Here is a 12,192-nt window from a genome sequence, read left to right on the forward strand (position 1 = left end):
GTCTGGTTAAGGAGCGGTTTGCCGAAACCCGGATCGGGCTGCGACAAATGTAACTTTTAAAGCAGAGCTTGAACTTAGGCCGGGACCCAGGCCGCGATGCTGGCGCGTTCTTCGCCGATCTCGACGGCGACCTGACCGCCGGCCGCACGGACCAGAGCGTTCAGATAGGCCGCCTGGACCCAGGGACCGCCAAGACCTTCGGCCAAGGGCTCGCCCTTGAGGCCGGCCAGGACTTCGGGACGCAAACGGGCGCGGGGACCGGCCGAGTCGGCGATGATCGAGACGCGGCCGTCGGCGGTCACGGCCTTGATCGTGGCCACGCCGCCGGCCGGCAGAGCGCTGGCGGCGATCTGAGCGATGTTGAGCACGGCGCGTGAGGATGGCTTGTTCATCGCCTGCGGCTCGATCTGCCAGTCCAGGGTCGGGCGCACGTGGGCGAACACGCCCTGGGCTAGCTTCTCCAGCTCGCGCGAGTCGAAATTCTCGGCCGAGGCCGAGGCGCCGAACGCCACGCGGGTGAACTGCAGCAGATCGGCCAGCTTGCGGGCCGACGAGGCGATCAGGTTCATGGCGTCGTCACGCATGTCCTGAGCGGCCGGATCCTCCAGCAGGTCCAGGCCCGAGACGATAGCGCTGGCCGGACTGATGAAGTCGTGGCACAGGCGCGCGGCCAGCATGGCGGCGAAATCGGGGCCTTGGACGTCCGTTTCGGGGGACGCGGGAGCCGGGGTCTCGGAAACAGTGTCGGTCATGGCGGCGGAGTTTGTCGTGATTTGAGGCTTTGGCAAACGGCCCCTCGCCTCTATGGGAAGGGCCGTGATCGATCCGTTTCTAGAGCCGGGCGTCCTGGTGCGCCATCCCACCCAACCCGATTGGGGGCTGGGACAGGTTCAATCCGTGATCGGACACCGCGTGACCGTGAATTTCGAAGAGGCCGGCAAGCAGACCATCGACGCCACCCGCGTGCGCCTGGTCTTCGTCGGCGACGACCCTAGGGGATAGGCATGAGCAGCGAGAACTTGGCTGAGTGGGGTCGTCAGCTGGCCCTGATCACCGAAGAGGCCGCCAAGGTCATCCTTCCGTTCTGGCGCACTGAGCTGGCCGTGGCCCAGAAGGCCGACGAAAGCCCCGTCACCGAAGCCGACCGCGCCGGCGAGCGGCTGATCCTGCAGCGCCTGTCGGAGCTTTATCCGGACGTGCTGGTGATTTCCGAAGAGCACGCCAGCGAGTTCGGCACGCCCGACGCGGTGGGGCCGCGCTTCTTCCTGGTCGATCCGGTCGACGGGACCAAGGCCTTCGTACGCGGCGATCCCAACTTCACGGTCAATATCGGCCTGATCGAGAACGGGGTCCCGGTCGCCGGCGCCGTCTGCGCCCCGGCCACGGGCGAGGTCTGGTTCACGACGGCGGATGGCGCGGTCAAGCGCGACGCGCCGGGTGGACCCGAGGCGCCGGCCCGTGTTCGCCCCTGGCCGACGGGTCAGGCGCTGGGCCTGGTCAGCCACACCATGCGCGAGGAAAAGGCCGCCGAACTGGCCGCCGAATACGGCTTCGACCTTCGCAGCCCCATGGATAGCTCGATCAAGATGTGCCGGATCGCGGAGGGCTCGGCCGACATCTATCCGCGCCACGGCCCGACCTCGGAATGGGACACGGCCGCGGCTCATGCCGTGCTGGTCGCCGCTGGCGGGACCTTCACCCAGCCGGACGGCTCCCCGTTCACCTATGGCAAGGCCGGCCAGGCCTTCCGCAACGGCTGGTTCGTAGCCCGCGGCGGCTAGAGCGCGACCTCCTCCGGGGCGATCTCCGGCGGCGTCGTCAGGATGGTCCCGACCGAGGCGGCGATGATCGCGCCAATCGCCAGCCACTGGGTCAGCGCCAGGTGCTCGCCCAGGATCACCAGGCCGGCCAGCGCGCCGACGGCGGGCTCTGCGCTCAGCATGACGCCGAAGCTGCGCTTGGGGATGGCGCGCAGGGCGATCATCTCCAGCGAATAGGGGATGGCGCTGGACAGCACCGCCGCCGCCAGGCCCATGGCGATATACTTCCAGTGGAAGAGCTCGGTCCCGGCCGAGATGATTCCGATGGGCGCCACGATCAGGGCCGCGGTGGTCATGCCGATGGCGACCGAACGCCCGGCGTGCAGGTGGCCGATCCGCTTGCCCAGGATGATGTAGAGCGCCCACATCACCGCCGCGACGCAGGCGAAGCCGACGCCGACCGGATCCAGGTGCGTGGCGCTGTCGCCGATCGGCAGCAGCAAAGCCAGGCCCAGCACCGCCAGGCCGACCCAGACGAAGTGGATCAGTTTGCGCGAATAGGCCACCGCAACCAGCAGCGGGCCCGTGAACTCGATGGCGATCGCCAGACCCAGCGGGATGGTGCGCAGCGCCATGTAGAAGCTGAGGTTCATCACCCCGACGGCCGCGCCGTAGGCCGCGACCTTCTTGAGGTCTGCGACGGTGTTGGGATGGCGCCACGGCCGCCAGATTAGCAGCAGGATGATAGCGGCGAAGGTGACGCGATAGGCCGTCGTACCGGCGGCGCCGACCAGCGGAAACAGGCTCTTGGCGAACGAGGTGCCGACGCACAGCGTGATGATCGAGCCGAACAGGGCGGTGTAGGGCAGGAGATGCGGACGGGAGGACATGGCCTCCTAATAGGGGCCCAAACCTGAGCCGTCATCCCGCGCTTCATGCGCGGGACCCATGGTTCAGCTTTCACGAGAGAGAGCTTGGTTCCGCTCCGCACTTGCGGCGGAGGGATGGGTCCCGCGCACAAGGCGCGGGATGACGGGATTGGCCTTACTTCTTCACCCAGCCGCCATCGAGCGGCTTCCAGAACTGGCCGGGGGCAACCTTGGCATACAGCTGCTTGGCGGTGGCTTGGCCGGCCGCTTCGGGCGTCGCGCCGGTCTTGGCGGCGATGTCCTTGTAGGCGGCGGTGCGGCCGGTGTTGATCTCGGCCACGGCGGCGCGCAGGGCCGCGTCGCCACCGGACACGATGCCCAGATAGCCGTCGGCCTGTTCGCCGACTGTGCCCGAGGCCTTGCCGGCGTCGACGGCGGCCTTGGCGGCGGCCGATTGGGCGAGGGCCAGGTTGGCGCCGGCGGCGGTCATCGCCAGGCCCAGCGCCAGAACCGTCATCGTCTTGCGGATCATGTCGGTTCCTCCTTCTTAGAACAGGTTCGGGTTTTGCTGGATCAGCGACTGGACTTCCTTGTCCAGCCGCACGCGCACGTCGGCGTCCAGCTTGGCGTAGATGTTGATCGGGTCGACCTTGACGCGGACGGTCGGCGTGCACGCGGCCGCGCCGAGCGCTCCCGTCGCGACGATCGCCAGCAAAAGAGCGCGCTTTCTCATGCGTTCAGTCTCCAGTTCGCGTTCAGGATGGCCGGTCACGGTTGAACCGAACCTGAACGGGCAGGTGGGGCCGCTGCTTCTTCTTCGGCGAACGAGCGACGCCAGGCCGCCAGAAGCTCGTCGAAGTTCAGCGACGTGTCGAGGGTCAGATCGACCGGCGTCTTGGCCGGCAGGGCGATGCGCTTGTTGAAGGCCTGGCCGCGTATCAGGTCGAGGATGCCGACCCGGGCCTTTTCGGCCACCTTGGGATCGTGCTGGCCCTCGATGTGGAACAGCACGCCCAGGCGGCCCTTGTCGGTGCTGTTGACGCCGGCTTCCAGCTGGCTGAAGGCCAGGTTCTCCATGGCCTGGTAGGCGAAGTCCTGGATGGCGTTGACCTGAGCGGGCGCGGCCGGCGGCGCGCCGGGGCTGTCGGCGGGGCTGGCCTCGACGTTCGACAGGGCGGCGCGCGACAGCTCGACCCGGCCGGGCTGGATCGCGCGGATCTTGCCGTCCTGGAAGCGCAGGCCCTCGGGGCCGAAGGTGAAGGGCAGGCGACCGTCGATCACCGCCTCGACCTTGACCTTGTCGGCCAGAGACGAGGCGGCCAAGAGCTCGCCCAGGTCCAGGTGCTCGATGACGATGACGCCGCGCATCGTCTTGGTCATGTCCAGCGGCACGTCGATCGGCTCGATCGAGACGCGGCCCTTGGCGGCCTCGAAGCTGGCCTTGGAGATCTGCAGGGTGTCAGCGCCCAGCTGGAACACCGACTCGATGGCGGTCAGCGGTACGATCGAATCGACCCGCACCACCTTCAGGCTCTGGCCCGGACGGGTGGTCAGCGGCGCCAGGCTGTCGAAGTCGACCGCGCCGTCCAGGGTAGCGACGAAGCCGATCGGGCTGGTGAAGTCGATCTCCTTGGCCTCCAGGCGACCGCTGCTTGCAGCGCCCTTGTCGTCCCAGGCGAAGACGCCGGTGAAGCTGGCCGGGCCTTGGGCGTTCTTGGCGAAGGCCGCCATCGGTGACAGATCGGCTGGCTGCAGCCCGTCCTTGGCGAAGGCCAGCTTGGAGGCGTCGATATCGGCCTGGCCCTTGCCGGTCGCCACGACGTGGCGCAGGCGGATCTCGCCCAACGACTGTCCGACCGGCGTCGTGGCCTGGAAGGTCCCGCCCCAGACGCCGCTGGCGAGAGCCAGACTCCCTTTAACAAGAATGCTGTTGAAGCGGCGCTCGGCGGCGGCGTCGGTGACTGCCGCGCCATCGACCCGGACATTGGCGTGATCGAAGCCGCCGGCGCCGCCCAGGGTCGCCTCGCCCTTGATGTTGCTCAGGCCCGCCTCGGCGACTTTCAGCGCGCCTTCGCCGTCTTCGAAGCGCACCGAAGCGCTCCAGCCGTTGGCGCCGGCGGTGACCAGCGGGGCCTTGGCGGGGCACAGGCGGGCCTTGATCCCGGTGACGGGCGCATCGCCTAGAGCGTAGGCCTTGGCGGTGATCGGCGCGCACTTGCTCTGGGTCAGGGTAAAGCGGCCGCCGGCGATCCGCGCCTGGCCGTCGATCTGGGTGGTGACGCCCTCGATCGGCGGCAGGTCAAAGTTCTCGGTCGCTAACGATAGCGGCGAGGTCATCACGCCGCCGGTCATTTTCCAGCTGGGGGCCAGGGCCTTGATGGTCGGGAGGCCGCCGCCCGACAGCGCAACCTGCAGTGCGCCGCGCGCGCCCTCGGGACCGGCGTCGACCAGTAGGCCCTTCGGTGCGGACGCCGTCAGGCTGACGCCGTTGGGCGCGGCCAGGCGGGCCTGCTCGGGGAGGGTCACGCGCGTGCGGCCGCCCTTCATGTCGACCGCGAAGGCCGGCAGGGCCAGGTCGAAGGTCCGCAGGGCCTGGCTCAGCGGCTTGCCGTAGGCGGGGTTGGGGATCAGGGCCGCCAATCGCTCGGCGTCGGGACCCGAGATGCCGCTCTTGCCCTCGGCCGAGCCGGTCAGGTTCAGGGCCAGGCCGGCCGGCCCCTGGTCCAGCTTACCTCGGGCGTCCACCCGCGCATTGGCCAGGGCCAGGCCGCCGGAGGCCAGCCGCGCGGCGGTGGCGTCGAGCGCCAGCGGGCCATTCACCGTCGCGCCATTGGCGTCGAGGATCAAAGCCAGGTTCGACGAGCCGGCCTTGGCCTTCACGCCGCTGAGCGCGGTTCCGGCGGCGATCGCCTGGCGGGCGCCAAGATCGGCCTCGACGGCGCCGCGGGCGGTGGTGCGGTCCTTGCGGTGGTCGACGGTGATGCGCGGCGCGGACAAGGCCAGGCTGGCGCCGCGGGCGTCCAGTGACGGGGCCAGCAGGCGCTCGCCACGCAAGCTGCCACGCGAGCGGCCCAGGAAGGCGAAGGCGTCGAGACCGCCGTCCAGGCGGCCGGCCAAGGTCAGGTCGCCGGCCAGCGCTTCCGCCTGACTGTCGCCGATCCGCCCGCCCTCGGCGCGCAGGGCCAGGCGTGCTTCCAGCGGACCACTGGCGCTCATCTTGGCCAGGTCGGGATAGGGCAGGTCGGCGGTCAGCTTGGCGTCGGCGTCGGCCAGTTCGGCCTTCTCGGCCTCCAGGCTGTCGATGGCCAGGGTGACCTCGAGCGTCAGACGGTCACCGCGCTTGCGGGCCGTCACCGTCGCGCCTTGAGCGTCGATGGCCAGGTTCTGGACGGCGTAGCGCAGCGGCGCCAGGCGGCCGTCGAAGCGCAGCAGCTGGCCGTCGTCCAGGCTGGCGTCGCCGGTGATCCGGGCCCGCCCGCCGGGGGTGACCAGATCGACCCGCGCGTCTTCGACCAGCACGGCTGGGCCGGGGACGTTGGGGTTCTTGGGGCCTTTAAGGAACTCGTCCAGCAGCGGTTGCAGGGCGCCGAAGCTTAAGCGCCCCTTCTGGTCGATGTTGGCCAGGACTCGCGGGCGGACCAGGCGCACGGCCTTCGTCTGGATGCCGAACTTCTCGCCGTTCCACGGAGCGGCCAGGTCATAGGCGACCTCCAGCCGGTCGGCGGCGAAGACGGGGGCATTGCGGGCGCCCAGTCGCACCCGGCCGGTGAAGCCTGTGGCGTCCAGCTCGTCCAGTTCGACGGCGGCCTCGATGCCGTGGTCGCGCAGCCAGCTCTCGGCCAGTTCGCGGCTGATCTCGCGCCGGCCCGACCAGACGACCAGGCCCGTGGCGATGAAGGCCAGCATCGACAGCGACAGGGCTTCCAAGCCGAGGTCGATCAGCCGCTCGCGGCGGCCCCAGCGCTTCTGGGGGGAGGTCTTGGTCTCGGGGGCGGTCGAAGGCTCGGCCATCGGATCCTGAAAAGCTCGCGTTCCTAAAAGCCCCCCGGCTTAGCTTGGTTTCCTAGCGGGAAAACCCGAGCACGTCCTGCATGTCGTACAGGCCCGGCGGCTTTCCCTTCACCCAGGCGGCGGCCTTGACCGCGCCGCGGGCGAACAGGCCCCGGTCGATGGCCGAGTGCGACAGGGTCAGGCTCTCGGATTCGCCGGCGAAGATCACGCTGTGCTCGCCGATGATCCCGCCGCCGCGCACGACCGAAAAGCCGATATCGCCGACCTTGCGCGGACCGGTGACGCCGTCACGGGCCCGGTCGGCCACGTCGTCCAGCGCCAGGTCGCGCCCCTGCGCCGCCGCCTCGCCCAGCATCAGGGCCGTGCCCGAGGGGGCGTCGACCTTGCGCTTATGGTGGGCTTCATACACCTCGATGTCCCAGTCCTCGGCCGGCAGGGCGGCCGCCGCCTGGCGCACCAGACCCATCAGCATGTTTACGCCCAGCGAGTAGTTGCCCGAACGGACGATCGCGATCTTGGTCGCGGCAGCCTCGATCCGCACCAGCTGCTCGGGCGAGAAGCCGGTCGAACCGATGATCAGGGCGGGCGCATGGGCATGGTGGATAGCCCGCGCCGCAGCGGCTTCGGCCAACAGAGCCGAGGCTTCCGGCAGGGTGAAGTCGATCACCGCATCGGCGGCGGCCAGGGCCGCGTCGGCGGTCACCAGATGCTCGCCCTCGGCGCCCGGGCGATCGAAACGCGCGGCCAGCACGACTTCCTCACGGCCTTCCAGGACCTGGATCACGGCCTGGCCCATTCGGCCGAGGGCCCCGGCGACGGCGATCTTCACGGGCTGGGACAAAGGAGGTCTCGCTTACTGGCAGTAAGTTTCTGATCGCCTTTCAGGCGCCGCAGGTCAACCTTTCGAACCCTTACGGAGCGTCAGCGACGTTGACGCAACGCCAATTCCAACAAGCGTTTGCTGGGATTTTCCGGTTTCCGCCGGTTGTGACGCGGCGCCCCCATCGTTAGGCTGATCTTCGCATAAGGGCGCGTTCGCATGATCGGCGCACCCCTTCATCGACTTGCAGGACAATGGGGAACGCCGGATGAGCGACGCGGAACGCAAGACCTTCACGGACGAGGAGGCCTTGGCCTTCCACCGCTATCCGCAGCCGGGCAAGCTGGAAGTGACCCCGACCAAGCCGATGGCGACCCAGCGCGACCTCAGCCTGGCCTACTCCCCCGGCGTCGCCGTGCCGGTCCACGCCATCGCCGCTGATCCCGACGCCGCCTACGAATATACCTCGAAGGGCAATATGGTCGCCGTGATCTCGAACGGCACCGCCATTCTGGGTCTGGGGGACCTGGGCGCGTTGGCCTCCAAGCCGGTGATGGAAGGCAAGGCCGTCCTCTTCAAGCGCTTCGGCGACGTCGACAGCATCGACATCCTGGTCAATTCCAAGGACCCCGACGAGATCATCACGGTGGTCAAGAACATCGGGATCACCTTCGGCGGCATCAATCTGGAGGACATCAAGAGCCCCGAGTGCTTCCGCATCGAGACCGAGCTGCAGGACCTGCTCGACATCCCGGTGTTCCACGACGACCAGCACGGCACGGCGATCATCTGCGCCGCCGGCCTGATCAACGCCTGCCACATCACCGGCAAGAAGCTGGAGGACGTGAAGGTCGTGTTGAACGGCCCCGGGGCGGCGGGCATCGCCTCGCTCGAGCTGATCAAGGCCATGGGCGTCCACCCGCAGAACGTCATCGCGGTGGATAGCAAGGGCGTGCTCTACGAGGGCCGCACCGAAGGCATGAACCAGTGGAAGAGCGCCCACGCGGTCAAGACCGACAAGCGCACCCTGGCCGAAGCCGTCGAGGGCGCGGACGTGCTGCTGGGTCTGTCGGCCAAGGGCGCCTTCACGCCCGAGATGATCGCCTCGATGGCCCCCAATCCCGTCATCTTCGCCATGGCCAATCCCGATCCGGAGATCACGCCGGAAGAGGTCCACGCGATCCGCAAGGACGCGATCATGGGCACGGGCCGCAGCGACTATCCCAACCAGGTCAACAACGTCCTGGGCTTCCCCTACATCTTCCGCGGCGCCCTCGACGTGCGCGCCCGCCGCGTCAATCACGAGATGAAGATCGCCTGCGCCCAGGCGCTGGCGATGCTGGCCCGCGAGGATGTGCCGGATGAAGTGGCCGCCGCCTATCACGGCCGCCAGCTGAAGTTTGGTCCCAACTACATCATCCCGTCGGCCTTCGACCCGCGCCTGATCTGGTACGTGCCGCCGTTCGTCGCCCAGGCGGCCATGGACACCGGCGTGGCCCGCAAGCCGATCGCCGACATGGACGCCTATCGCGCCGGCTTGGCCCAGCGCCTGGATCCGACCGCTGGGTTCCTGCAGAAGATCTCCGGCGCGGTGCTGGCCAATCCCAAGCGTATCGTGTTTGCCGAGGGCGAAGATCCTAGCGTCATCCGCGCCGCCTACGCCTTCCAGACCGGCGGCTACGGCAAGGCCATCCTGTGCGGCCGCGAGAACCTGGTGCACGAGAACATGCGCCTGGTCGGCCTCGACCCCGAGACCACGGACCTGGAAATCCACAACGCGCGTCTGTCCGACCGTAATCCCGATTACGTCGACGCCCTGTATGCTCGCCTGCAACGCCAGGGCTACCTGAAGCGCGACATCCAGCGTCTGATCAATCAGGACCGCAACAGCTTCGCCGCCTCGATGGTCACCCTGGGCGAGGCCGACGGCATGGTCACCGGCGTCACCCGCAGCTTCGACCAGGCCCTGGAAGACGTACTGCGGGTCGTCGACCCTGCGCCCGGCGGCCGGATCATGGGCATGAGCGTGGTGCTGGCCAAGGGGCGCACCGTCTTCGTGGCCGACACCAACGTCACCGAACTGCCCGAGGCCGAGGAGCTGGTCGAGATCGCCTGTGAGGCGGCCCGCGCCGTCTCGCGCCTGGGCTTCAAGCCGCGGGTGGCCTTCATGAGCTACTCGACCTTCGGCAATCCGATGGGCCTGCGCTCGGAGAAGGTCCGCGAGGCCGTGGCCATGCTCGACGAGATGGACGTCGACTTTGAGTACGAAGGCGAGATGCCGCCCGAGCTGGCCTTGGATCCGGAAAAGCGCGCCAACTATCCGTTCATGCGCCTGACCGACAGCGCCAACATCCTGATCATGCCGGCCATCCACGCCGCTTCGATCTCGACCAAGCTGGTGCAGTCGCTGGGCGGCGCCACGGTGATCGGGCCGGTGCTGCTGGGCCTGTCCAAGTCGGTGCAGATCGCGCCGCTGTCGGCCTCGGTGTCCAAGATCCTGAACATGGCCATGATGGCCGCCTACGACCACCCGGTCGAGGACGGCCAGTAACCTCCGCGACAGGGCGCCGCACGTTCTTTGATCGACCGCGCGGCTCCCCATCTTGAGTTTGTCGGCAGCAGTAAGCCGACGCGTAAGCCCTCCGGCCGGCGTCTTTTCCCTTGCGACGCCGGCCGGCCCTTACTCTTCCTGACATCGCGACCTCATGTCGTCGGCGGCATACGGATAAGCCGCCCCCGTCTTCCCCTTCGGGTGAGGAGGAGCGCAGGCGCGGAGGGGGTAAGCGCTCACCACTCCTTCAGATTCCCTAGGCTTGCATCCAACCTTCCCCGCCCGTAACTCCCCACGCATGACCACGGCCAAGATCTGCGGACTGTCGACGCCCGAGACGGTGAAGGCCGCCTTCGATGGCGGGGCGGCGCTCCTGGGGTTCGTCTTCTTCGAGAAGAGCCCGCGCAACGTCTCGCCCGAAACCGCCGCGCGGCTGATCGAGCCGGTCCGGGGGCGTGGCGTGCAGACTGTGGCCGTCACCGTCGATCCCGACGACGCCCTGATCGACCGTCTGATGGCTGTGATGCGCCCCGACCTGATCCAGGTGCACGGCAAGGAGACGCCGTCTCGGGTTCGCGAGATCGCCGTCCGCGCCGGCGTCGGCGTCATCAAGGCCTTCTCTGTCTCCAGCAGCGCCGATGTCGACCAGGCCCAGGCCTTTGACGACGTCGCCGAGCACCTGATGTTCGACGCCAAGCCGGTGGAAGGATCCGCCCTGCCCGGAGGAACCGGCGCAAGGTTCGACTGGGGACTGCTGGCCGGCCGGCGATTTTCTCGCCCGCATTTCCTGGCCGGAGGGCTGGATCCGTGGAACGTGGGCGAGGCCGTCAAGGTCTCCGGAACCCCGATCGTGGACGTTTCTTCTGGCGTGGAGCGCGGTCCGGGCCTAAAGGACCCGGCTCTGATCGCGGCGTTTCTCGACGCCGTCAAACGCGCTTAAAACCTTGGTGAGCTCGTGAACGCCCCCTCCAAGCCCAACGACTGGTCGGCCCAGCCCGACGCCAAGGGCCGCTTCGGCGACTACGGCGGCCTCTATGTGGCCGAGACCCTGATGCCGCTCGTGCTCGAGCTGGACCGGGCCTATACCGAAGCCAAGAACGATCCCGAGTTCCAGAAGGAGCTGAAGGGCTACCTGACCCACTATGTGGGCCGGCCCTCGCCGCTCTATTTCGCCGAGCGCCTGTCCAAGCACCTCGGCGGCGCGAAGATCTATTTCAAGCGCGAGGAGCTGAATCACACCGGCGCGCACAAGATCAACAACTGCATGGGCCAGATCCTGCTGGCCCAGCGCATGGGCAAGACCCGGATCATCGCCGAGACCGGCGCCGGCCAGCACGGCGTCGCGTCCGCAACGGTCACGGCGCGCTTTGGCCTGCCCTGCGTGGTCTTCATGGGCGCCGTCGACGTCGCCCGCCAGAAGCCCAACGTCTTCCGCATGAACCTCTTGGGCGCCGAAGTGCGACCGGTGACCTCGGGGGCCGCGACCCTGAAGGACGCCATGAACGAGGCGATGCGCGACTGGGTCACCAATGTCGACGACACCTATTACATGATCGGCACGGCGGCCGGCCCGCACCCTTATCCGGCCATGGTCCGTGATTTCCAGGCGGTGATCGGCAACGAGACCCGCGAGCAGATCCAGGAGCTGGAAGGCCGTCTCCCCGACGCGGTGGTCGCCTGCGTCGGCGGCGGTTCGAACGCCATCGGCATGTTCCACCCGTTCCTGGGCGATGAGAGCGTCAAGATCTACGGCGTCGAGGCTTCGGGCCACGGCCTGGGCACTGACAAGCACGCCGCCTCCCTGACCGGCGGCCGCCCGGGCGTGCTCCATGGCAACAAGACCTATCTGCTGCAGGACGACGACGGCCAGATCCTGGACGCTCACTCGATCTCGGCGGGCCTGGACTATCCGGGCATCGGTCCGGAGCACTCGTTCCTGCACGACATCGGCCGGGCCCAGTACCTGACCTGCACCGACGACGAGGCCCTGAAGGCCTTCCAGCTGTGCGCCGAGCTCGAGGGCATCATTCCAGCCCTGGAAAGCGCCCATGCCCTGGCCAAGCTGCCGCAGCTGGCCAAGGAAATCGGCGAGGGCGGCGTGATCGTGCTGTGCCTGTCGGGTCGGGGCGACAAGGACATCTTCACCGTGGCCGACGCCCTCGGGCGCACCATCTAGAGACC

Annotated in this window: 11 protein-coding genes and 1 pseudogene; 6 read left to right on the top strand and 6 right to left on the bottom strand. The window is 68.2% G+C overall.

Going from position 1 to position 12,192, the window contains the following annotated elements:
- Nucleotides 1–74 precede the first annotated feature (74 nt).
- Nucleotides 75–752 (bottom strand): histidine phosphotransferase ChpT, encoded by a 678-nt coding sequence (gene chpT / locus E1H18_RS10955; RefSeq protein WP_172267503.1) that lies wholly within the window; start codon nucleotides 750–752, stop codon nucleotides 75–77.
- A 64-nt stretch (nucleotides 753–816) separates the two neighbouring features.
- Here chpT and E1H18_RS10960 point away from each other — a divergent pair, with 64 nt between their 5' ends.
- A complete protein-coding gene (locus tag E1H18_RS10960) occupies nucleotides 817–1,002 on the top strand; it encodes a DUF3553 domain-containing protein (protein ID WP_172267507.1) in 186 nt (61 codons plus the stop codon).
- 2 nt (nucleotides 1,003–1,004) lie between these two features.
- Nucleotides 1,005–1,781 carry a 3'(2'),5'-bisphosphate nucleotidase CysQ gene (cysQ, locus tag E1H18_RS10965; protein ID WP_172267510.1) on the top strand — a complete coding sequence of 259 codons (777 nt, stop codon included), beginning with the start codon at nucleotides 1,005–1,007 and terminating at the stop codon, nucleotides 1,779–1,781.
- On the opposite strand, the gene E1H18_RS10970 is transcribed toward cysQ, so the two are convergent.
- Complete coding sequence (locus E1H18_RS10970; RefSeq protein ID WP_172267514.1) at nucleotides 1,778–2,650, bottom strand: DMT family transporter; 873 nt, start codon at nucleotides 2,648–2,650, stop codon at nucleotides 1,778–1,780. The genes cysQ and E1H18_RS10970 overlap by 4 nt on opposite strands.
- Before the next feature lie 58 nt (nucleotides 2,651–2,708).
- Here E1H18_RS10970 and E1H18_RS26720 point away from each other — a divergent pair.
- Nucleotides 2,709–2,794, top strand: a pseudogene (locus tag E1H18_RS26720) (hypothetical protein); the annotation flags it as partial.
- Nucleotides 2,795–2,804: 10 nt separating this feature from the next.
- Here E1H18_RS26720 and E1H18_RS10975 read toward each other — a convergent pair.
- From E1H18_RS10975 to dapB, 4 genes are read right to left on the bottom strand one after another with little or no spacing between them, the layout of a single operon-like run.
- Nucleotides 2,805–3,161, bottom strand: a complete 357-nt coding sequence (locus E1H18_RS10975) for a YdbL family protein (protein WP_172267517.1) — start codon at nucleotides 3,159–3,161, stop codon at nucleotides 2,805–2,807.
- 15 nt (nucleotides 3,162–3,176) lie between these two features.
- Nucleotides 3,177–3,362, bottom strand: a complete 186-nt coding sequence (locus E1H18_RS10980) for a YnbE family lipoprotein (RefSeq protein WP_172267520.1) — start codon at nucleotides 3,360–3,362, stop codon at nucleotides 3,177–3,179.
- Between the two features lie 35 nt (nucleotides 3,363–3,397).
- Nucleotides 3,398–6,640 (bottom strand): YdbH domain-containing protein, encoded by a 3,243-nt coding sequence (locus E1H18_RS10985; protein WP_172267523.1) that lies wholly within the window; start codon nucleotides 6,638–6,640, stop codon nucleotides 3,398–3,400.
- A 52-nt stretch (nucleotides 6,641–6,692) separates the two neighbouring features.
- Nucleotides 6,693–7,481, bottom strand: a complete 789-nt coding sequence (dapB, locus tag E1H18_RS10990) for a 4-hydroxy-tetrahydrodipicolinate reductase (protein ID WP_172267526.1) — start codon at nucleotides 7,479–7,481, stop codon at nucleotides 6,693–6,695.
- A gap of 247 nt (nucleotides 7,482–7,728) precedes the next feature.
- Here dapB and E1H18_RS10995 point away from each other — a divergent pair, with 247 nt between their 5' ends.
- The 3 genes from E1H18_RS10995 (at nucleotide 7,729) to trpB (ending at nucleotide 12,187) form a co-directional block, all read left to right on the top strand.
- The gene (locus E1H18_RS10995) at nucleotides 7,729–10,011 is read left to right on the top strand and encodes an NADP-dependent malic enzyme (protein WP_172267529.1); all 2,283 of its coding nucleotides are present in this window, start codon (nucleotides 7,729–7,731) and stop codon (nucleotides 10,009–10,011) included.
- Between the two features lie 298 nt (nucleotides 10,012–10,309).
- A complete protein-coding gene (locus E1H18_RS11000) occupies nucleotides 10,310–10,951 on the top strand; it encodes a phosphoribosylanthranilate isomerase (RefSeq protein ID WP_172267532.1) in 642 nt (213 codons plus the stop codon).
- Between the two features lie 15 nt (nucleotides 10,952–10,966).
- Nucleotides 10,967–12,187 carry a tryptophan synthase subunit beta gene (trpB, locus tag E1H18_RS11005; protein ID WP_172267535.1) on the top strand — a complete coding sequence of 407 codons (1,221 nt, stop codon included), beginning with the start codon at nucleotides 10,967–10,969 and terminating at the stop codon, nucleotides 12,185–12,187.
- Nucleotides 12,188–12,192: the final 5 nt, after the last annotated feature.

Source organism: Caulobacter sp. RHG1 (assembly GCF_013181195.1).
GTDB lineage: Bacteria > Pseudomonadota > Alphaproteobacteria > Caulobacterales > Caulobacteraceae > Caulobacter.